Annotated in this window: 20 protein-coding genes; 3 read left to right on the top strand and 17 right to left on the bottom strand. The window is 41.9% G+C overall.

Annotation, left to right across the window (positions count from 1 at the left end; translation table 11 throughout):
- Nucleotides 1-8: 8 nt before the first annotated feature.
- Nucleotides 9-497, top strand: a complete 489-nt coding sequence (locus FQV28_RS06290) for a DMT family transporter (protein ID WP_146494713.1) — start codon at nucleotides 9-11, stop codon at nucleotides 495-497.
- A gap of 85 nt (nucleotides 498-582) precedes the next feature.
- Here FQV28_RS06290 and FQV28_RS06285 read toward each other — a convergent pair whose 3' ends face one another.
- From FQV28_RS06285 to FQV28_RS06260, 6 genes are all read right to left on the bottom strand, one after another.
- Nucleotides 583-2,517: a fructose-1,6-bisphosphatase gene (locus FQV28_RS06285; protein ID WP_146494712.1), complete on the bottom strand. Its 1,935-nt coding sequence runs from the start codon at nucleotides 2,515-2,517 to the stop codon at nucleotides 583-585.
- Between the two features lie 229 nt (nucleotides 2,518-2,746).
- Nucleotides 2,747-3,670, bottom strand: coding sequence for an NAD(P)/FAD-dependent oxidoreductase (locus FQV28_RS06280; protein WP_146494711.1), 924 nt, complete (start codon nucleotides 3,668-3,670; stop codon nucleotides 2,747-2,749).
- 23 nt (nucleotides 3,671-3,693) lie between these two features.
- On the bottom strand, nucleotides 3,694-4,122 hold the full coding sequence (locus FQV28_RS06275) for an Rrf2 family transcriptional regulator (RefSeq protein ID WP_146494710.1): 429 nt from the start codon (nucleotides 4,120-4,122) through the stop codon (nucleotides 3,694-3,696).
- Nucleotides 4,123-4,291: 169 nt separating this feature from the next.
- Nucleotides 4,292-5,233, bottom strand: a complete 942-nt coding sequence (locus tag FQV28_RS06270) for an anti sigma factor C-terminal domain-containing protein (RefSeq protein WP_146494709.1) — start codon at nucleotides 5,231-5,233, stop codon at nucleotides 4,292-4,294.
- Nucleotides 5,226-5,729, bottom strand: coding sequence for an RNA polymerase sigma factor (locus tag FQV28_RS06265; RefSeq protein ID WP_146494708.1), 504 nt, complete (start codon nucleotides 5,727-5,729; stop codon nucleotides 5,226-5,228). Before FQV28_RS06265 ends, FQV28_RS06270 begins: the two co-directional genes overlap by 8 nt.
- Before the next feature lie 1,042 nt (nucleotides 5,730-6,771).
- The gene (locus FQV28_RS06260) at nucleotides 6,772-8,022 is read right to left on the bottom strand and encodes a YsnF/AvaK domain-containing protein (protein WP_146494707.1); all 1,251 of its coding nucleotides are present in this window, start codon (nucleotides 8,020-8,022) and stop codon (nucleotides 6,772-6,774) included.
- 190 nt (nucleotides 8,023-8,212) lie between these two features.
- Between FQV28_RS06260 and FQV28_RS06255 the strand changes: the two genes are divergently transcribed.
- Nucleotides 8,213-8,770, top strand: coding sequence for an RNA 2'-phosphotransferase (locus FQV28_RS06255; protein WP_255472823.1), 558 nt, complete (start codon nucleotides 8,213-8,215; stop codon nucleotides 8,768-8,770).
- A 158-nt stretch (nucleotides 8,771-8,928) separates the two neighbouring features.
- Here the strand turns inward: FQV28_RS06255 and FQV28_RS06250 are convergent, their stop codons facing one another.
- From FQV28_RS06250 to FQV28_RS06240, 3 genes are all read right to left on the bottom strand, one after another.
- Nucleotides 8,929-9,663 carry a sulfite exporter TauE/SafE family protein gene (locus FQV28_RS06250; RefSeq protein ID WP_146494706.1) on the bottom strand — a complete coding sequence of 245 codons (735 nt, stop codon included), beginning with the start codon at nucleotides 9,661-9,663 and terminating at the stop codon, nucleotides 8,929-8,931.
- A 140-nt stretch (nucleotides 9,664-9,803) separates the two neighbouring features.
- Nucleotides 9,804-10,361: a hypothetical protein gene (locus FQV28_RS06245; protein WP_146494705.1), complete on the bottom strand. Its 558-nt coding sequence runs from the start codon at nucleotides 10,359-10,361 to the stop codon at nucleotides 9,804-9,806.
- Nucleotides 10,362-10,440: 79 nt separating this feature from the next.
- A complete protein-coding gene (locus FQV28_RS06240) occupies nucleotides 10,441-11,280 on the bottom strand; it encodes a TetR family transcriptional regulator (protein ID WP_146494704.1) in 840 nt (279 codons plus the stop codon).
- A 331-nt stretch (nucleotides 11,281-11,611) separates the two neighbouring features.
- Here FQV28_RS06240 and FQV28_RS06235 point away from each other — a divergent pair, with 331 nt between their 5' ends.
- A complete protein-coding gene (locus FQV28_RS06235; RefSeq protein ID WP_146494703.1) occupies nucleotides 11,612-12,727 on the top strand; it encodes a lipid II:glycine glycyltransferase FemX in 1,116 nt (371 codons plus the stop codon).
- 129 nt (nucleotides 12,728-12,856) lie between these two features.
- Here the strand turns inward: FQV28_RS06235 and FQV28_RS06230 are convergent, their stop codons facing one another.
- From FQV28_RS06230 to FQV28_RS06190, 8 genes are all read right to left on the bottom strand, one after another.
- Entirely contained in the window at nucleotides 12,857-13,135 is a 279-nt protein-coding gene (locus FQV28_RS06230) for a colicin immunity domain-containing protein (protein ID WP_255472822.1), read from the bottom strand.
- Nucleotides 13,136-13,221: 86 nt separating this feature from the next.
- Nucleotides 13,222-13,659, bottom strand: coding sequence for a DUF4275 family protein (locus FQV28_RS06225; RefSeq protein WP_146494701.1), 438 nt, complete (start codon nucleotides 13,657-13,659; stop codon nucleotides 13,222-13,224).
- Nucleotides 13,660-13,927: 268 nt separating this feature from the next.
- Complete coding sequence (locus FQV28_RS06220) at nucleotides 13,928-14,221, bottom strand: hypothetical protein (protein WP_146494700.1); 294 nt, start codon at nucleotides 14,219-14,221, stop codon at nucleotides 13,928-13,930.
- 336 nt (nucleotides 14,222-14,557) lie between these two features.
- Nucleotides 14,558-15,109 carry a hypothetical protein gene (locus FQV28_RS06215; protein WP_146494699.1) on the bottom strand — a complete coding sequence of 184 codons (552 nt, stop codon included), beginning with the start codon at nucleotides 15,107-15,109 and terminating at the stop codon, nucleotides 14,558-14,560.
- Between the two features lie 624 nt (nucleotides 15,110-15,733).
- Complete coding sequence (locus FQV28_RS06205; protein ID WP_146494698.1) at nucleotides 15,734-16,195, bottom strand: hypothetical protein; 462 nt, start codon at nucleotides 16,193-16,195, stop codon at nucleotides 15,734-15,736.
- Nucleotides 16,196-16,440: 245 nt separating this feature from the next.
- On the bottom strand, nucleotides 16,441-17,592 hold the full coding sequence (locus FQV28_RS06200) for a glycosyltransferase family 2 protein (RefSeq protein ID WP_146494697.1): 1,152 nt from the start codon (nucleotides 17,590-17,592) through the stop codon (nucleotides 16,441-16,443).
- A 40-nt stretch (nucleotides 17,593-17,632) separates the two neighbouring features.
- Nucleotides 17,633-19,165, bottom strand: a complete 1,533-nt coding sequence (locus tag FQV28_RS06195; RefSeq protein WP_146494696.1) for a phytoene desaturase family protein — start codon at nucleotides 19,163-19,165, stop codon at nucleotides 17,633-17,635.
- Between the two features lie 351 nt (nucleotides 19,166-19,516).
- On the bottom strand, nucleotides 19,517-21,016 hold the full coding sequence (locus tag FQV28_RS06190) for a phytoene desaturase family protein (RefSeq protein WP_146494695.1): 1,500 nt from the start codon (nucleotides 21,014-21,016) through the stop codon (nucleotides 19,517-19,519).
- Nucleotides 21,017-21,146: the final 130 nt, after the last annotated feature.

The following is a 21,146-nucleotide window of genomic DNA, read 5'->3' as shown; positions in this document are numbered from 1 at the left end:
GAACATATATGGCTATCGGCATTTTTTTAGCGCTTGTTGGCGGCGGTTTTGTCTGCCTGCAGAATACGTTTAACGCAAACGTCAAAAAGCGGGTCAGCGTCTGGTCTACCACTGCGCTGGTCTTGCTTCTTGGATTTATCGCCTCATTTGCCGCTGGTCTTGCGTTTGAAGGAGCTGGACTGTTCAAGTTCCAACCAGAACCGTGGTTCTGGTTCAGCGGTATTTTAGGCGTAGGCGTTGTCGCTTGCGTAACGCAAGGCGTGCAAATTCTTGGGCCAAGCCGGGCCATTTCCCTTGTCATGGTGTCTCAGATTTTCTTCGGTTTGATGTGGGACACCCTGGGCTATTTTGGACTGCAGCAGGTTCCGTTCACATGGCAATCGCTTTTCGGTGTCGTTTTGATTAGCAGCGGCGTTCTGCTGTTTCAATTAGGACCTAAATTGGAACAAAAGCATTTTCTGAATGGAAATAATGATTCAATCAAAGTGAACGAGTGATTCAGGAACTGAAAAACAAAGAAACCCAGCAAGCCTTGTTTTAAAGGGCTTGCCGGGTTTTTATATTGTCTGGTATGGTTGTGAATCAGTTCATATACCGGTATTCTCTCAAACTATTCAATATGGAAATTTCCTGCAGCAATTCTTCACCGATATTCGTTTCTCTTACCTTTTGCCGCTGCAGCTCTTCATCGACCAAGCGCTTGACCGACAATACATCGGTTCCATTAGCCAAAACATCTTCTTTTGAATTGAAACGTTGATGGGCGACAAGCTGCATGCCGTACGAATTGTAGAGGAGTGTATATCCGGCGATTCCCGTAGTCGATTGATAGGCTTTTGAGAACCCGCCATCGATGACAATCATTTTGCCGTTTGCTTTGATCGGGTTTTCCCCGTCGCGTTCTTTGACAGGCGTATGGCCATTGATGATGCGTCCATGATCCGGATCCAGATCAAATTCAGCAAGCATTTTCCTGCACATTTCCTCATCTTCACGCAAATAATAATAAGGATTTTTTCTTTCCTTATGCGTTTCTTTTTCTTTGATGAAATACCGCTCGAAAGTGGTCATTTCTCTCTTTCCAAAAAGCGATGAATATTCCCCTGTCCACAAGTACCAGGCCATATCGGTTGCGATATCATCTGTTTGTTCAGGATGAGCAAAAGAATAACGGAGATACCGTTCAAAAACATCGAGCAAATCACGGCCAGCGTATGTCTTGCCTTCAATCTCCATTTTTTCCATTTTGCCGTCTTCATCTAATGGGATACAGCCATGTATCAACAGATTTCCATTGTATTTCAAGTAAAGGCTGCCCTTTTTCATTAGGAAGCTCATATGCCTTGTCAGCTTTTCGGAATGCTGGACAGAAAACAGCAATTTATCGATCACTTGCTGTTCTTCCTCCAACAATTCATCGGGCTTCTCGGGATTGACTGTCGCAAAACAAGTGTTTTCCAGGGAGTATGTTTTTCCATGAAGAGTCACTTCGTTTTTATCATAGTCCACTTTTTCCAGCAACAGCCGGTTTGACATGTCAAAGCATGGCCGTCTTTTAATAATGGGGCTTTCCAGCTTGAACTGAATGATGGAAATAGCTTGATGGATCTTAGTTATCTGAATTTGCTCTTGCTCAGTTAACGTAACATCGGAACTTCTCTTAGGGCGAAAAGCAGGATTGTCATCATAATATTTTTCAGCAAGATTCAGCAGGGGCCTTAGGTTGATTCCGTATACATCTTCAATAATATCCAAGTTATTATAGCGGGCACAGATCCGGATGATGTTGGCGAGACACACTTTCGAACCGGCAAATGCGCCTATCCATAAGACATCATGGTTTCCCCATTGAATATCGACAGAATGATAGTCGATAAGCGTGTCCACAATTTTATGGGGATCTGGGCCGCGGTCATAAATATCCCCAACCACGTGCAGATGGTCCACGACTAGTCTTTGGGTAGTATAAGATAAACCGATGATCAGCTTATCGGTCTGGTCAAGTGAAATAAGCTGTTGGACAATTTTGGTATAGTAGTCTTTTTTGTTCTTATACTCGTCAGTTTTGTATAACAGTTCTTCAATGATGTAAACAAACCGTTTCGGCAATGCTTTCCGCAATTTCGAGCGCGTGTATTTCGAAGATGCATACGAGATAAGCTTTAACATGCGTTCGATAATATTAATATACCAATCGTGCAATTCTTTTTCGCTGTTAAAATTATTCTTGATTAATTGGATTTTCTCTTCAGGATAATACACCAATGTCGCAAACTCATTTATTTCTTCTTCTGATATTTCATCTTTGAAAAGGTCTCTGATTTTCACTTTTACGTTTCCAGAACCGTTTCTCAGCACATGCTGGAATGCCTGGTACTCACCGTGCAAATCACTGACAAAATGTTCTGTTCCCTTTGGCAAATCCAAAATCGCTTCAAGATTAATGATTTCAGTGGCCACTTTTTCTTCACTATCGTATTTCTGCGCCAACAAATCCAAGTATTTTGAACTTAACATCAAGCAACCTCCTTCTAATCTCGTAAAACCTTTACTAGAGTATAAGTACTACTTCTATTATAAAGGAAGAGACAGAAGGAAGTTATAGGAATAATAATATTTTTTAAAGATTTCTCCAATAAAATACTTTAGAGATACCTTTTATCTGTAATTAACACATAAAAAAACAAATGAAATCTTTTACTTCGCTGCTAATAATTTGTGTGTCAAGTCAACTCAGCTTTTGTTTTTACTTTAGAGCGCTGGCCGGTGATTTGAATTTCTCTTCTATTAAAGCGGCATTAACGCCAATTGCGGCTCTGCTTCCTTCAGCAGCGGCAATAATCAATTGTGAAGCTCCTGTGATGAGTGTATCCCCGGCAGCATAAACCCCATCAATAGTTGTCCGCCCCATACTATCTGATTCTATTCCGCCTTGAACGTTTAATTTACAGCCTAATAAAGATCCAAATGTGGAGGCTTGCACCCATTCCGGTGTAATAAATCCGCCTTCGCGTAAAATTGCTGATCCGTCCTTAAACTCAATTTTCTCTAACTGGCCGTTTTTTCCGATTAATGCATGAATTTCTTGCTCATAAATCTTGATCCCTTTTGTTTCCAAAAGTGTTTTTTCGGCTTCAGATAAAATTTGTTTGCCGTTGGTGCATACAGCCAGATCTTCTGTCCAGTTAAATACCACTTTTGCCATGTGGAAAGCCTTCGGATTTTCAGAAATAACCGCTAATGGACGGTCTTTCAGTTCCCAGCCGTCGCAGAACGGACAACTAAAAAGACTGGTGCCATAGTATTGTTCCACATCTTTTACTTCAGGAAGCACTTCTTTAAAGCCAGTCGCCAATATGACATTTTTGGCGCTGAAGAAAGATCCATCTTCTGTTTCGATTCGGAATAGTCCGCCAGCCTTGTCAATGTTTTTCACCCGTTGCTTTTCAATGGCGACGTTCGGGTACTTCCTTAACTCTTCTTGCGCAATCCGCTTCATCTCCTGTGGATCAATGCCGTCCCTCGTCATAAAACCATGAGACTCGGAAGTAACGGCGTTCCTTGGCATGTTGTCGTCGAATAATACCGTTTTCCTTCTTGATCTTCCGAGGACCAGCGAGGCATTCAAACCAGCCGGTCCCCCTCCGATTACAGCACAGTCAAGTATCATTTCATCTTCCACCTTCCATAGGTCTAATTGGCTTCTTTGTTGATTGGATCGTGTTGATGTTGCTCGTCAATTCTTTTTATAAGATCGATAAGCAGTTGGTTTGCCAGCTCTTCTTTCATATTCTCTTCAGCTTGCCTCATTACTTTCTCAATTTGGCAGCCTTCATGATGCAATGAGCAATTAAACAAATTTGTATCCCCTTCAATTGCGTTAATGACATCAAGAAATGATACGTCGTTTTGGAATCTTGCAAGTTTATATCCGCCTTTAACCCCTGGTGTTGACTCGATCAACCCGGCTTTGGTGAGCTTGGTCAAGATTTTTGAAAGGTATGTCGGCGAAAGCTTCTGCATTTCAGCCAAGTCTTGAACCCCGATCGTGCTTCCTGCCGGCAAGCGCATGATGTGGACCATTGTGTGCAGCGCATAATTTGTTGCGTTCGAATATTTCATAGGAACCTCCTTTGGGTTTTTAAAAGATATAACAGACTCTAGTTGTCTTTAATCATGTTTACTTTATCACTCAATTCAATCCACGTCAACTTAGAATGCTTAAAGCTTTCGCCTGTTATGCGAACATGAAAAAAACAAGAGAACCTGGCGCCTGGCTCTCTTGTTCTTCTTAATATTTATTGGCTGTCGCACCAAGAACTGCAGCACGAATCATCGGATCCTCGTTGAACCGCTTTAACTCTTCCGGAGTTCCGGTAACTACAGCTCCTGTTATTTTCAAGTTTTCCGGAGCCAGTTCCTTTTTGCCGGCGTCGGTCAGGATGTCATAGAGGCGATGAGCTTCTTCCTTAGAATCACCGTCTTTTTGCAGCCATTCAACTTGATGAATGAACCTTTCGGCCGCATCTTCATTCATTTCTTCAATTCTGGAGATAAAACCGTAAGCATCCTCCCCAGTAATTGGCTGAACGGCATTTTCCTTTTCACTTGCAGAAGCTGTATCCACCCAATACCAGGCCAATTGGCCGGAAAATCGTTCGCGCACTTCATTGATGGTGTAATCCCGATCAAAAGAGAAAGCCATTTCCACTACTTGATGGTCTGCAATTTCATCGAGAAGCACTCGCTCGTCAGGCAAATATGGGTATTTTCCAGTTGGGTAATAAAATTCAGTGACCCGCTCTCCTTCAAAATATAGCGGAATTCGTTCTTTTTCTATGTTTCCGGAACTTGAAATCGTAGAAGCCTGAATCTCGCGGGATGTCCCTAAGATTGAAAAGACCTTTATGTGCTCTCCCCATGGAACTGGAACCCCATCAATTTTCTTGTACCGGGCTGTCGTCACAGTAGTTGAAAAAGGCGTATTTGTGAAAAGTGAGCCATTGCTTTCCACATTTGCCCCTTTAACAAACAGCCACATATTATCGTAAGTCTGTGTTTCCTCTGCTTTTTTATACATTTGGTATGTGCCTAGCCATAAAAGCCCGCCAAAGAAAAGAATGCTCACAATAATGGATAAGATGAGGTTTCTTATAATGGATTTCCTTTTCGCCTTTTTCACCAGCTGTGAGAAATCATTATCCCTTTGAAACAATCCCTCTTTTTCACTCATGCCCCTGCCTCCGATACTCTTTTATAAAGTCTTTTCTTGCCCTATACAGCGTCGTCTTTACCGAGTCTTCTTTCATCCCATAAAACTCTGAAATTTCGCGAATTGCCAAGCCCAAACTGTACTTCATCAGCAATACTTGCTGCTGTTTAGGTTTCAGTTTCGAGAAGATTGTCTCCAGATCTTTTTTCACTTCGTTCTGCAAGGCCGCTTTTTCAGGTGTATCTTCTTCAAATAGCTTCTGAAAGTTAAACTTTTCCAATATCGCTTTTCTTCTGGAACCTTTGCGGTACAAATCATAATATCCGTTTACTGCTACCCGAAAAAGCCAGCTCTCCACGTTTTTGTGGCTGATCGAATCGATGTAGAGGATAAACTTGTATGCGGTATCTTGAACAACATCCTCAGCGTCTTCTTTAGAGGCGCCGATTTTCATCAAATAAGCTTTTACTTTCTGCAAACATTCATACAGCTTCTGCTCCATCATCGCATCGTTCATTTGCCGGCCTCCTTGCTTATAAAACGTGCGTACAGAGAAAAAGTGAACAAAAAGATTAAACTATTGGGCATAGTTTAATCATGATAAATCCGGCACCAAAAAACAGCGGCTTCGCAGCCGCTGTTCCCTGGATATTTCCGGTCCATCATTGCTCTACAAATGCTAAGATTACAAATTAATTTTGCTTTGCCATTTTCTTATCTTTTAACATCCATACAGATAAAATTATGTAATGGCATAATGCAAGCAAAGGCAACAACCACAACAATGTTAAGTATGAATCCATTTTTAACATAACCACAAGAGCAGTTGCCAGCAGTGAATAAGAAGCCAGCAAGGCCAGTCTTTTCTTAAAATGCATATTGGTTCTACTTCCCTTCTTCATGCCATCAATTGTGCGTATGCTCGTCTACTGTGTAATTCTTTAGTAATTGGTATATGTATAACCGGTAATTATAACTATAAATACAACGGCTCTTATCCAAGCCCACTTGGCACTGATGCCGACATTTTTTTCTAACAGGTATAGGTAATGGATCATCAGGATATATCCGACTATGGCCAGAGTAAGGCCGGTTCCGTTTTCAGCGACGTATAAAAACTCAACTAAACCAAAAGCAAGCAATAGCATACCATTTGAACCAATTACCAAAGCTAGATGAGCATTACTTGTTTTCTCCGAATCTTTTCCACCTTTCCGGTCTTACCGCTCTTACCGCTCTTCCAGTCTTTTCTTGATTTATCAACTTTAAAGAATAAAAAGCTAATATGGCCATATAACCAAAATTAAAACTCTTCTGCCTCTACTGTTTGCGACGCCTTGGTAAGCATCCATATTTTTTATTCAGCCGTTAGGTAAACAGTAACCTTTCGAGTGCCGCCTTTTAATTTTAACATATTTATCCAATAAAACTGCGAAAAATTATGGAAAGGCAACTAGGTATTCCCAGCTGCCTGCAAAAGTTAGTCGGCATCTGAATTAGTCCATAAACAATAAAAAAGAAGCAAGCCGAATAGCTTCCTTCTTTTTTGCTGATTTTTCTTATGAACGCTTGTTTTCATTCTTGTCAACGGAATCAGTTGTATCTTCGTCAATATCCGCCACTTCCCGGCGAACAGTTTCATTCACTTGTTCTGTGTCCTGAACTTTGCGTTTACTGATGACGATTTCTTCAGCGACGACATCTTTCTTTGTTACATTTACGCGTTCTTCGGAAACGGGGACATGGATCGTATCATTTTCTTCAAAAGCTTCCGAGCCAGTTGCTTCTTCGTTTACCGCATGGCGCTCTACGTATACTTCTTCGCGTTCCACTGGGACGTCAATTGACTGGTTTTCTTCGACAACGTGTTTGCCTACGTTCACTTCTCCAGTCTGAACGCGTTCTTTATCTACACTCAAGCGTTCTTCGTGAAGGCGCAAGCTTTCTTCTTCGGTTGCGCCAGACACCGTGCCGTAATCACCAGCGTTGGCATTGGACGTTGAACCGGCAGAACCGCTTGTAGCAGAAGCAGATTCAAAGGTGCTGCCTGCATCCGATGTTGAACCGAATGTGCGGCCGGTTGTATCGCGAGTGGACGACCCTGTAGTACCGGCATCCGACTTGAAGGAGCTGCCACTATGGGATGATGAGCCAAACGAATTGCCAGCAGTTCCGGATTCCGATTCAAATGAACTCCCGCTAGCGGATATCGATTTGCCGAACTCACTGTCCGCATCTGATGTCGAGCTGGATGAGCTGCTGGTTGCCTCCTCGGTGAAGCCAGCTCCGGATGTGCTGTTGGCATTTATCGAAGATGTGTCATACGCAATATCTGTATCTGAGGCTGAACCAGCTGAGCTGCTTTGAGAAAAGGATGCGTTGGTTTCAATAGGAGCAGTCTGGTCAATGCCGGAAGAATTGCTGTAGTCAGTTGTAAAATTAGCGCTGTATTGCTCATAAGTTTCGCTATAGTCGCTATCTGCGTAAAGTACGAGTTTGCCGTTTCTGACTTGATCGCGGTATTCCTTTTCTTCATAGCGCTCCAGCCCCATGCCGTTGAACGCTGACAATGAAGAATCATCAGAAAGAGCAGTCATGAATTTGCCCAGGAATCCTTGTTTTTTCTTCTCTTCAGTCGCATCTACATGAACGTCTGTCTGGTTATGAACCATTGAAAATGAATTATTGTCCCGGCCAACGACATACATATCACTTTCGTTGTACCCTTGTGCTTTCAGTTCCGTCACTTTACTTAAAACTTCCGCCTGATTATCGAAAACCCCAATGAATGTATTTTCTTTTCTAGCCATTGTGCATTCCTCCTTTTAGTAATGAACCGCTTTAAATTCGCATAATGGTAATTTACCCGTCCTTACTTATAGAGTAAACATTAGTCTTAATAGGGTTGCTTGACACTGGTAAAAAAAATCGCTTGGATGCTTCCGATTCAAATAAAGGGGAAGAAAGTATAATATACAGAAAGAAAGCAAGGTGAAGCGGTTGAACAAGCGAGATGAAGTGAAATTAAGCTCATTCATGGCCAAAATCCTTCGGCATTCCCCGGAAAAATTCGGATTAAAGTTGGATGACTATGGATACTGCGGCGTATCGGAACTAACAAAAGCGATACAAGCCCAATCCCGTTGGGAACATGTTACCGAAGAAGATATCCGTCATATAGCTGCAACGAGCCCTAAACAGCGGTATTTGATCAAAGGCAATCAAATCAAAGCCCGCTATGGCCACAGTATCCCGGTCTTCCAGGAAACTTCAGCCAGGCAAGTGCCTCCCTATCTTTATCACGGAACACATGGGGATGCATTAGAAGCAATCAAGAGAGCGGGAATTCTTTCTATGAACCGACAGCAAGTCCATCTTTCCGAGAGCCCTTCTTTCGCCACTCTTGCTGCAAAAAGGAGAAAAAACCCGCTCCTCTTGAAGATTGATACGCAAATTGCTATAGAAGCGGGGGCAAGTTTCCATTTTGCCGGCAACGAGGTATGGTTATCAACCCCGCTTCCCCCCTCTTCTATCACCGAAGAGATCCCTGTGGAGTAATCCCCAGGAATCTGTGTCCTATTTAAAAACAAAAAAGAGCAACGGTTTTTATCTGCCCGTTGCTCTTCCGGCATTTCAGGAAAATACCTTAGCTCTTTATGATTTTCTCTATCTTATTTCTCATGGCAACAGATCTTTGTGGAAAGTTTCATACTTGCTTACATAACATTATCGGCAATCAACTGGACGATTACCAGTGCAGTGACAATACGCAATATCGGTTTGACATAGATTGGATTGAGCTTTTCTGCAATCCGGACTCCTAGTTGTGCTCCTGTGACCGATCCCGCCATCAATGCCAGAGTCATAGGCCAGATTACTGCACCTGATAAAATATAGCTGATAGCTGCGCCGAAACAACTGGAAAAAGTAGCAAACCTCACCAATCCGACAGATTTTACATATGCCACTTTCAGGTAGCTGAACAGGTAAAGCATCAAGGTTCCTTGTCCCGGGCCAAACAGGCCATCATATATTCCGATTCCGAACAACCCTGTACCGCTAACCGGTGTCAGTTTTAACGGTTCTGCTCCTGCAGGATTGCCTTTACTGATAAAAGAAGTAATAAATGCAAAGGCCATTAAAGTAATGGCGATGATGTATAGATTTTCTGGTGACAACTGCGCGGCGATCAATCCGCCAGTAATGCCTCCACCTAAACTGAATGGAACGATCCAGGAACATTCCTTCAGCGTTAGCTGTTTACGTCTGTACAAAGTAAAAAAGCTGGAGAAAGAACTGACTGCATTGGATACCTTGTTCGCACCTATCGCTGAGTGGATCGGCATTCCAAGAAACAGCATGGCAGGCAAGCTGACCAATCCCCCTCCTCCTGCCAGCGTCCCGATTGTTGTAGCAACTACTCCGATAAAAAACAGTAAAAGATATTCCATTCCATTCACCTGTCTTTCTGCATAATATCCATGCGCGACATAGTTGTTGATGTACAACATAACCTTCTATCAGGTTTATTGTACGCCGCAGAAAGACATAAGAAAATTAGAATGATTTTATGAGTTATCATAACTGAAACTTATGAGCTTTTAAATTTTCCATTCAGTATAACTTTAATCAGTTCCATCTTATTGATTTGATTAAATAAGCTTTTTTTATGTACAACTTCTAAATACATTTCATATTCCTCGTTGCCCAGTATGCACTTTTCAGGATCAATTCCTTTCAGAAAAATCATTTCATCGAGTAATTTTTCGGAACCTCCTTGTAAAGTGAAATTATCAACATACTTGCCATCACTTGACTCTAAAATGATATTCAACATTTCTACTTGCTGTAAGGCTATTTTTTTGTCTTTTGCCGACAAGGAAGATTGACTTGAAATTAGTTTTTTCATCTTTTGCATTTCCTGTTTTTCAGCAGCCGTCAGCAAGTTATTCTTTGCTTCTTCGTCTGTGATTGAATAACAAAAAACGATATTATCAAAATTTACACAAACATCCTCTTTCAACTCTTCAAATTTATCTATGTTGACAGGCTTTGCTTTAAGAAACATCGTAAGATATTCATTTATTTCATTTAAAGTAAATCTTTTTGTGTGGATTGAATGGATAAACTTTTCATGTAACCTCTCCACAAAAAACCGCTCCTTTCGAATAGCACTTTTAGGCAGCTTCAGAGTATAACGCGCTGATCTTACTTTGAAATCGAAACGGCTATTCCTGGATAGTTCTTATCAGTTTTATCGAAACTTCAGTAATGGCAATAAAGTCGTATGCCTCATTCACTTTCAAACCTCTTAATATCCCTTTCATTTGCCCAGCAACTTGCGGTTCTTCCATTCCCAATTCCCAATAATACAACTTGTTTTTTGGATCAAATTGACTGTGAAAATAAGCACCTTTTCCTCGGACGGAAAGGGCAGTCGATTCGGCAAATAGTTCCGGAGCGGAAAAGGAATTCACGAGATTCTTTTTAAAGTCTAGGTGCAGCAAAGACGGTTCAACATCCGGCAGCAAGATAGGGAATATCCAGACACTCGATCCCTCGCCTTCACATATGGCATCGCAACTGGTCAAAAACGGCTGATTCTTCAAGTCTGAATGATACTTAAACAACGGTTCACCGGTAAAACTAAACAACACCAATCCGTTTGTTGAAATTCCTTCACCGAAAATCCCTTCATCAAAATAACTGAACCATGCCCCTTCTTTCGTAATCAGGATATCCATTATTCCATCTCCTGCGTTAAAAGAGCCGAGCAAGCCGCCAGCTATATCCAAGATGAAAACATTGTCTTCTTCCGTTTCATTTCTGGGACTGGCCACAAGAATTCTTCGTTTATCAATCCAACGTATTATTGGATATTCCACATGAAAAGGAACAGAAAGAGTAAACAAGCCTTCACTTCCCACTAAAATTTCAAACTGCTCTCTTTTCTGCCAAATAGCAGTCAATCCCAGTTCAGAGCGCCAATCTGCATCCAGTATTTCCAGAGAGCTCAAATTAAAATCAAATGCAGAAAAAATTTCAGTCTCAATGATTTGCATAGTCAAATCCATACTCCTTATTTGCCCCCCCAAAATGGCCCAATTCTTTTAGCAACTCTGTACTATATGAACATTATACAGTTCGAATGGTATTGTAGAAATCGAAGTTATGCCTACTAAATTTATTCCATTGATTGTTGAGGGAGATTGTTTGGATTCATAAAGATTACTAAAAGATTGTTATCAAACACACCCAAAATTGTTTATTCAGAAATTTCTTTATTCATTGTTTATTTCATCTAATTTTCACTTTCTCTCTTTATTATGAGGATATGTAAAGGCATAGAAATTTTTAAAAACAATTTTTACATAATCCTTAACTAAATGGGGGAATAATATGGGCAGACAGAAAAATATTTCGCTGACAATCGTTGATTGCAAAAACCATATTCAATGGACTAGCATTGTGGATAGTTTTTTAGAAAAAGACATCTATTTTACTTATGAATATTTTAAGAGTTCTTTAGCAGTCGACGAAGGAGAACCGATGCTGTTTTTCTTTGAAAACAAGCATGGCAAGATAGCTTACCCAGTGATTAAAAGAAAAATACAGACGAATACAAACCTCGAACTGTATGACATCACTACTCCTTATGGTTATGGCGGGCCGTTAATTGAAGTCCGTACTATGGAAAGTCTGTTGATTTCGGAATTTCGAGAAGTTTTCAATGAATACTGCAAAAACAACCGCATTATTTCCGAATTCGTGAGGTTTCACCCATTACTGAACAATTACAGTGGATTAGAAACTGAAATGGAAATTGTCCATCACAGCAAAACTATTGAAATACCACTTCAGCAAGAAGATGATTTGCTCAGCAGAATTCCCGGAAAAACCCGCAATATGATCCGCAAAGCGTTAAAAAACAACGTGGAAGTAAGGAAAGTCGAAATAGAGGATCACTTAGAAGCGTTTATGTCCATGTATTATGCCACGATGGACCGGAATCAGGCGTCCGGCTATTACTACTTCACCGAAGAGTATTTCAGGGAGACGATTAATCTGTTTGGTCCGGATATTCATCTTTTTGGGGCTTTTCTGGATGAAAAAATGATTTCTTCTACATTAATTTTAACAAAAGGGAAATATATGCATTATCATTTGTCAGGTTCGCTAAAAGAATACAATCATCTGGGCGCAAACAATATACTTCTTTATACGGTTGCCCAATGGGGAGACGAAAATGGCATCGCACGGTTTCATCTAGGAGGGGGCTATTCAAGCAATGAAGACAACCTCTTTAAATTCAAAAAATCATTTACAACATCCCAACCGCTCCAGTTCTGTATCGGCAAGAAGATCCATGATCCAGTTTTCTATGAGATGCTGATTCTGGAAAAGGAGATCACGGAAAACACCGGATTCTTCCCATTGTATAGATCATTAAACAGACTTACCGACAGTAGGCCGCCTATCAATCATTTATTGCCGAAGCAGCACGATGCCGACTAGCGCCCTGCACTTTTCGGCCAGCTAGTTGCCGTATTCATCGGTAGGCATGGTGCTGCGTGCAAGCAAAACTTCGGTCCGTGTTTTTCCTCTTTGTGTTTAATGCTTTTAACGGTTAATTTTGATTTAACGCTATTGGCTATCTATCACTTGGTTTAATTTGTTCAGCGCTTCAACAACTTCTTCTCGAAGTTGTTGTGCTGAAATCTCAAAAGCAGTTTCTTGTCCCGGAAGGCACTCGTGCCAATAACAGTCTGCAGCTTCGAATACGCCATTCAAAATCTCAAATTGATATTCATTCATTCGGTCATTCCATTCAATAAACTTGTCCATATACAGTGTCTGAAATTCATCGGCTGATATTTCTTTCTTAATAAATTTCTCCATTAAATTTTTGTATTTGGCTTCCAATATCTTACCCCCTTATTACAAAAATTGCCTTTCAACCAATAGGCTAAATTGAACAAGAAATACTTTTTCAGAGTCCAGCCAAAAGATTAAAAAGAATCTCTAGGCTTATAGAAGTAAGGGCCACAGTCTTCTTCGTGGGTCAGAACATAAGTCCAGTCAAAGTGTTCATCAACGATGTAGAGATCGCTGCCAATATGCGTGATATCTTTCGCTTTTAGCCGATTTGCCTTTAAAATGCGGATTGCATCATAGCTAGATGTACAAACAAGAAAGCATCCCGCCTTTTTCTGCAGATCGAATGCTTCTTTCGCCCGCTGCTCTTTCAAGCACTCGATTTTCCCCCAGCTGAAAACATTCCACATGCACTGATTGAACGCCATCTTCCGCTTTTGGGATTTGCTGATCCCCTTGGCAAAAGCGTCTTCCCATCGCTGCTCCAATTCGTTATCCTTGTTAGGCACTACTTCAAAGCTTATATTCATGGCATGCAAGCGTTTTGTTTGCATATGGATAAACTCATCCAAGCTACTCCCTCCTTTTCTAAAAGCCCCTTAGCACGGCATTTTATCTAGAAATTGAATTTCATATTTCTTTCTCCCAATATACCTGGATACTAATATGAGTTAAAAAACTCTTTTCGTTTCGAAAAAGAAAGCCCAATCAATCAGCTGTTTTTTTGTGGATTGAATAACAAATTAAGATCCTTCGCAGAAGTGCTGTTACACGAATAAAAGGGCTGTCGGCAAATGGATCCATATTCTCTGACAACCCTTGAATCTATATCTTTTTTCATTAATGAACAATATGTACGCTGCCGTCTTCCATAATCCGGATCGGCTGATAACTTTTCATGAATTCCATTCCAACAGACCCATTGGAATTCAAATCCGCTGCCCCTTTGATATAGGCTTCTTCATTGGTGATCAACCGATAGAAGAAACAAATGCCATCACCGGTATCGAAGGACTCTTCAAATACGAATTTCTCCCCATACTTTTCTTCAAAAAAATCTCGCGCTTCTTCATGTCTTTTGAACAATGGCAATTCGGCTTGTTCCTCTCTGCTGATTCGTTTCGATTCTGCCATGTTTTCACCCCTCCAATTGGCATGCCTTTCTTAGGCACAGGACGCTGCCTGCGCATTTTTTATATCTTACCCCAAATATTGGAATCATTCACCCTCAAATCGGTGTGTTTTCTATCAAAGTGTGAAACAGACCTTCTCTTCTGCTGCAGTCTACTGCAAACCCAATATAAATGAGAAAAATCCGAAATGAAATCAAACGAAACACTCTCATTGTTATAAGCATCCAACTAAGCATCAATATTATTTATTTCTTCAAAGCGATGATTTTTTCCTAGCTGAAGTCAACGGAATGAAGAAACTGAAAGAAGCATCTTCCCTGAAAAGTTATACTCAATTTCATAATCTGCTAATAAAAAATGCCTCTAAAAGCATTTTTATTAGCTCAGTTTTTGACCACTTTTCTTCATCATCAATCCATCGCTTATTCTTCAAATCGTATGATTTATAATCATCATGAAAAACAAAATACGAAGGCAAATTCAATGCAGCTCCCCCTGCCCTTTCCCAGCATTGACAGAACCAATCTGCAAAAACCTGTTGCTCTTTTAAAACTAGCGTCTCTTCATTTTGCTCATAAAAGTCAAAAAAATCATCCAGCTGAGAATCACTCAATTGATAATATTCCACTTCCGGAAGCACCTCTTCACTTCCAGCAAAAACTGTCGTGTCATTTCCATCACTGAACACTTCATTAGCTTCTTCATCCATCGAGAACATTATAATGGATGCTTCAAATCTTGTTGGCTCTATAGATGGAGAGAAATCTAAAAGAGCTGTATTGGAAGAAAAATTGTATGTAAAGATATTTTGCAGATTTGCTATTAATGGATCGGATTTTTTCTCCAGGGTGTCTTTGATGGAACGAACATACTCATCAACTGAAAACATAAATAAACCTCCTTAATATTGTTCCAAGCAATAGTTTTCCGGTAACCGGATTGAACTGCATTGGTAAAGGCATTAACTTATAGGTTTAAACCTATAAATATAGCATCACCAATAATTGGTAAATCACTACTTGTTTCGTAAATATTTAACCCTCTTGAAGCTGAACACCTTGCAAAGTGAATTCCTCTTAATATGGACCGATTGATACTAACACCAAAACAATGAGCAGAAAAATTTCCCTAGAAGTTAATAACTCGGAGAATAGATCCTGCCCGTATCAGTATCCAATACAAAATCCACTTCAATATCCTTTGAATAGGAAAGTTGCTCAAATTTATGAAGTCTGCAAAATACGTTGGAAAAATCACCGGGTTCAGAAGTTAACTTTTCTGCTTCATTATACATTTGCTTCAATTGCTGTTTAGAATTCTTCTTACCCGTCAATAAAGCTTGGTTAAAGAAGCCATCTATTTCAAGGATCATATGAATCACAACTGGGTGCTAACCAGTTATATAGCTTAAATTTTTTCATTGATTTTCTATAGCCCATGTTCCTAGAATTTGAGAGAGTAAGAACTTGATAATAACGTCCTTGCCAATAATTCACTTTGACTTGAGGAGCAGCTAGTATTTCACAAATGTAGTAATGCCATGATGAGTAATATAATTGCGACGGCTTAGTTCCTCTAGCCATTTTTTTGGCTTTAACTGATACAAACCAGAGGCATCTCTATATGTATGATTCCCTGTATTCACTTCGATCGGTTCTGGCATTTCCTGTGCCTTTTTCTTGTAACTGTGGAATGCATGCTGATTCGGCACACTGTAAATCTCCAATACATCTCCGGTTTCCATGTGATTTTCAAGGTACGTGAGAAACAGCTGACTCCCAGCCCCTTCCACTTCGTAAATATAAGGCAAAGAAAAAAGATCTTGAATTTCTTTGAGCCAATTCTCATCTATCTTTTGTACCGAAAAAAAGATAACGTCTTCTTCATTTTCAAAATGCACATGCTGATTATGGGCTTGGATTTCTTCAGGTATTTCGAACGGTTTTGAGGATGCCAGGAAGGTGATTCTCGACATTTTTTCGCCCCCTCTAAATGTTTTTATCTTAACTTCTTCTCTTTTGTTTCATATAAAGTTTTGTTCTCGTTGGATATTGCCACAATAGATACAACTTCAGCGTATAGCTTTGTAAAAATAACAAGGAATTATCTGCTAGCACATCACTTACATTTCTTCATAGAAAAAACAGCCCAAAGAATATCTCCGGGCTGCAAGTAAACATTCAATTTCGAGGCTAGATTCCAATGCCAAGCACGCTTCGCTCAGACGTTTATTTTCCGTCCCTTCCAAGTTACCGTGTGCAGGACATTCACCCGAAACGAGGAGTACATAAAGAGCCCGATAAAAAACAAAAACAGAACAGGATGGAACAGGAAAATAAACCAAGGGAAATCCCCGCATCTGCGTGCGAACAATCCGGTCTGGACCGCATAAACCATGTACAGTAAACTACTCATAATCATCGCAGCAGTGTCTGCTGAAGCAATGGCGGAAATCAAGGCATTCGCACTGATGAAACTGCCGGCAATCCAAATGACGGTCATCCCCATGACAAGCGGATGGGTCGATTTTGAACCGATGGCAAAGCTTTTGCACCAGCCTTCGACCAGGCTTTTAAAACCTTCCGGATACATCCGGAACGAGATGATCCCTTTTCCGCCAAGGCAGCGGACGGGAAGATTTTTATCGAGAAACGCCTCACCCAGCGCTAAATCATCCATAAGAGCGCCTTCGATTTTTTTATGGCCTCCTGACAGAAAATAATCATCTTTGTTGGTTAAGATGCATGGACCGAACGAGCCGGCCGTTTGGAACCGGTCTCCCCAAGCGGTAAAACCATTCATCCCGACAATCACGATGATGTTGAATACGGCAGAGAGGTTTTCATACAGCTTACGGACCGTATGGAACGGCTGCAAAGCCAGAATTCCCTTTGCGCCTTTTTCTTTATAAGAAAGGAGCAAATTTTGAAGACCATCAGCGCTCGAGAAGTAGGTATCCGCATCCAAAAACAAGAGCCACTCCCCTTTTGCCTGATTTGCGCCGTACCAGCAGGCGGCCGATTTTCCTGCCCCCTGCCGTTCTCCCTTTCTCTGAAGAACTTGTGCGCCTAAATTTTCCGCAACAGCAGCTGTATTGTCCGATGAATCATCATCCACAACCAGCACTTCAAATGACCGGAGATTTTGGCCATTCAACGACTCCAACAACGGCGTAATCCGGGCGCTTTCGTTTCTTGCAGGAATGATGACGGACAGGAACGGCAAATCATCTGATTGCTGACGCGGCTCGGGTTCCGGCTTTGGCAACGAATGGTTTCTCGGTTCAGGTTTTGGCAATGACTTGAACATGAGGAAACCGACCCCGACTGCAACAAAACCGACCGCGAGATTTATAAGGTTTGAAGCTGCCATCTGAATACCTCCTTAACTAAATTCGGCTGCCGATCGCAGCTTAAAGATCATGTGCTGCAGAAATGGCGCCTTGATCATCGTCTATCAGTTCTTGCACGGCAATCTTTGCGGATAAAAGGACGATCGGAACACCTGCCCCCGGGTGTGTGCTGCTTCCCGTAAAATACAAATTCGAACAGTGGGTTGCCTTGCTTTGCGGCCGCAGGTGATTGCTTTGGGACAGCGTTGGCTGCAAACCGAATGCGGCGCCATTATAGGCATTGAACTTCTTCTCGAAATCCAGTGGCGTTATGTACGTTTCCGCAACGATTTCATCCTCAACGTGTTCAAACCCCGGGATTTTTTTCAACGCATTCAGGATGTAGCCCCGGTAATACGCGATGGTTTCGTCGTTCCACTCGTAATCCGCTGTCGCCACGTTTGAAACCGGCATCAAAATATACAAGCCGTCCTTTCCATCGGGCGCAAGTGTTGGATCCATTTTTGAAGCGAGATAAACATAGAAAGAGGCATTTTCCAGTTTTTTTCCGGAGAAAATATCAGCCAGATTCTTGTCCAGCTTTTCATTGAATATGAAATTGTGGACATGCTCGGCTTCCGTATATTTTCTGTCCATGCCTAGATACAATAAGAAGCAAGAACAGGTGTATTTCATTTTGTCGATTTTTTTGTCGGTAAACTTCCCTTTGGCGGCCGGTTCTTTGACCAGGTTTTTCATGGCATACGGAAAGTCCGCATTGCACACCACGAAGTCTGCAGCTACCTTCTCGCCGTCCACAAGAATGCCGGTGGCTTTTTTATCGTCAATGCAGATTTCCTGCACGGCCTGATCATAGAAGACTTCGCCTCCAAGTTCCTTGAAGAGCCGTTCCATCGATGACGCCATCGTGTACATGCCGCCTTTGATGAACCAGACGCCATAAAGAAATTGGAGCATCGGGATCATGGTATAAAACGATGGGCTCTTGTACGGGGAAATGCCTATGTACAGTGTCTGAAAACTGATGATCTGCTTCAAGCGTTCGTCTTTGATGTAGCGGCCGATAAACTGATCGGCTGTGTCCAGCACCCTGATTTTCGAGCCCCTGCCCTTATTCATCATCGAACGGTTATAGAAATCCCGGTGCCTGCGGAAGGGACGCTGTAAAATATCATATCTTGCAAACGCAAAAATTTTATGGGCTTCATGAAGATACTGAAAGAATCCCTCTGTCCCGGATGGATTGAGCCTTTCAAGGGTTTTTGTCAACTGCGGAAGGTCAGAAGACATATCAATAGGTTCGTCGGGTTTATCACTGAAATAAACCCGGTACATCGGATCCAGTTTTTCCATCGGGATATAATCGTCGGGATTGCGGCCGCACAACTCGAATAGTTCCTGATACACTTCCGGCATCATGACGATAGTTGGTCCCAAATCGAATTTATAACCGTCGATTTCAATCCGGTTCATTTTTCCGCCGGGGGTGGATTGTTTTTCGTATAAGGCTACCTGGTATCCGGCATTCTGAAGCCTGATGGCGCTTGCCAGCCCCGCCACTCCTGCGCCGATCACAATCACCTTCTTTTTCACGCTGGTTTCCTCCTTCCTTTGGTTATGATGGCGTTTATGAAACTGTTCTCTTATATTAACGTAATCGATATTCCGCAAAACAGCTGCGCTTGCCGCGGGCGTCTACACTGTTTTGCTCCATATCTTTATAACAAGACAGAAACCACAGAGAAGTTAACTTTTCAGGCACTTCTTATCCAGTAAATCACTATAATGAAAAAATTGATTGATTGAAGCGGAAAGAATTAGGCTTTTGTAAAATTTCTCGACAGCCTGATATTCATATCTATTTTAGAAAGGATTTGATGAATTAGCTGTTGATTTCAGACTGTATCCACATCAATTATGGATTCTTTGCATAGAAATCGCCCATCATTTTCCTCCTCGCATATCCCGTTCTGCAATTTTCCTTCCGACCTGCTGGCCGCTCAGGGTGACCATCGGCATCCCGCCGCCCGGATTCACCGTTCCGCCGACAAAATACAGGTTGTCATAGCGATCACTTTGTTTCGGATGCTTGAACCCTTTGTTTACGCTGCGGTCCGACAGTGTTCCATAAATTGCACCGCGGTCGGAGCCGTAAACCTTCCGGATATTTTCAGGCGTCCAGATATCCTGCGTCACGATGTTTTCCCTTAAATCCTCCAAGCCCATCCGCTCCAATTTGATCAATACCTTTTCTGCGAAGCGCTCATACTCCTGCTGAGTGATAGGTTTGTCCTGGATGTACGGAATGTGCGGCAGCACTTTAATATTCTCGTGTCCGGGCGGCGCTTGGGACGGATCGGTTTTATTCACATTGACCAAATAAATGACCGGATCATCCGGCAGCTTGTGTTCGTGGAAGATCGTATTCATCTGTTTCTTCATATCTTCCGCAAAGAAGAAATTGTGGTGGCGGAGCTGCGGATAACTTTTTTTGACGCCCAGGTGCATCACAAGTCCGGAACTGGCTGGTTCAAATTTGTTTTTCAGTTTTTCAACATACCGCTCTTTCTCATCCAGCAGCTTCTCATAAAACGGAATCACTTCCATATTGGAGATGTAATAATCAGCGGCCACCTTTGCCCCGTCTTCCAACAGGGCGCCTGTGATTTTGCCTTTTTCCTTATAGAGGCGGGTGACCCCCACTCCTGTATAAATATTGACGCCAACTTCACGAGCCAAACGCACCAACGCATCCGCAAGCCGGTTCATACCGCCTTGCACATACCATACGCCTTGGTCATGCTGCATGTAGATCATCATATTCAAAACGGCCGGCGCATCATAAGGGGAAGAACCGACATATTTGATAAAGTAGGAAAGCATATCCTTCAGTTGCTTGTTGCTGATCCGTTTGTCAATGGCGCTATGTACAGTCGAAAAAAGATCGAAATTTTTAAAGGACTCAATCGCTCCGTGGTACTTTCCAATCTCTGTTGCACTGTCCAGCCCTTCCTTGAAGTAGCCTTTCTCGGTGATATCGTAAAGCTTTTTGGAGTATTTCAGCAGATTTTCATACTCACGCATATCCCGCTTGCTCAATGATGCATTTTTCGCTGCCATTTCATTCAAGTCCTGATACAGGTCAATCACGTTGCCGTCCGGAAAAAAGGAGCGCCATTGATGGTCCAGCCGGATGATCGGCACATAGTCCTCTATCCGTTTGCCGCTGTCCGCAAATAATTTCGCGAAAATTTTGGGCATTGTCAGGATGGACGGACCAAGATCAAAGCCGAAACCATCTTGTTCAAGCCGGTTCAATTTACCGCCAATGTGGTCGTTTTTTTCGAACAAGGAAACTTTATACCCGCGTTGCGCAAGGGAAATAGCGGCAGATATGCCGCCGAGCCCTCCCCCGATAATTAAAACTTTTTTATTTTCAGTCAATTTTAACAGCACCTTTCCGCAGTTTAACAGCGTTTTTCAACAGCAGCGTCATTTGTGTCATTTCTCCTAATACCCTCATTATCTCAGTTAAACACCTGCACGGCAATTCTTCCGGGCACCCAAACAATCG

Origin of the sequence: Planomicrobium sp. CPCC 101079 (assembly GCF_007859275.1) — a bacterium.
GTDB lineage: Bacteria > Bacillota > Bacilli > Bacillales_A > Planococcaceae > Planococcus.
This window is presented reverse-complemented; position numbering and strand designations above follow the sequence as displayed.

Bases quoted from the DNA above. Each gene is read 5' to 3' on its own strand.
- FQV28_RS06270 (WP_146494709.1), bottom strand. From the start codon at position 5,233: ATGAGTGAAAAAGAGGGATTGTTTCAAAGGGATAATGATTTCTCACAG.
- FQV28_RS06215 (WP_146494699.1), bottom strand. From the start codon at position 15,109: ATGTTTTCAGTTGATGAGTATGTTCGTTCCATCAAAGACACCCTGGAG.
- FQV28_RS06275 (WP_146494710.1), bottom strand. From the start codon at position 4,122: ATGAAATATTCGAACGCAACAAATTATGCGCTGCACACAATGGTCCAC.
- FQV28_RS06280 (WP_146494711.1), bottom strand. From the start codon at position 3,670: ATGATACTTGACTGTGCTGTAATCGGAGGGGGACCGGCTGGTTTGAAT.
- FQV28_RS06290 (WP_146494713.1), top strand. From the start codon at position 9: ATGGCTATCGGCATTTTTTTAGCGCTTGTTGGCGGCGGTTTTGTCTGC.
- FQV28_RS06285 (WP_146494712.1), bottom strand. From the start codon at position 2,517: ATGTTAAGTTCAAAATACTTGGATTTGTTGGCGCAGAAATACGATAGT.
- FQV28_RS06260 (WP_146494707.1), bottom strand. From the start codon at position 8,022: ATGGCTAGAAAAGAAAATACATTCATTGGGGTTTTCGATAATCAGGCG.
- FQV28_RS06250 (WP_146494706.1), bottom strand. From the start codon at position 9,663: ATGGAATATCTTTTACTGTTTTTTATCGGAGTAGTTGCTACAACAATC.
- FQV28_RS06235 (WP_146494703.1), top strand. From the start codon at position 11,612: ATGGGCAGACAGAAAAATATTTCGCTGACAATCGTTGATTGCAAAAAC.
- FQV28_RS06220 (WP_146494700.1), bottom strand. From the start codon at position 14,221: ATGGCAGAATCGAAACGAATCAGCAGAGAGGAACAAGCCGAATTGCCA.
- FQV28_RS06205 (WP_146494698.1), bottom strand. From the start codon at position 16,195: ATGTCGAGAATCACCTTCCTGGCATCCTCAAAACCGTTCGAAATACCT.
- FQV28_RS06265 (WP_146494708.1), bottom strand. From the start codon at position 5,729: ATGAACGATGCGATGATGGAGCAGAAGCTGTATGAATGTTTGCAGAAA.
- FQV28_RS06200 (WP_146494697.1), bottom strand. From the start codon at position 17,592: ATGGCAGCTTCAAACCTTATAAATCTCGCGGTCGGTTTTGTTGCAGTC.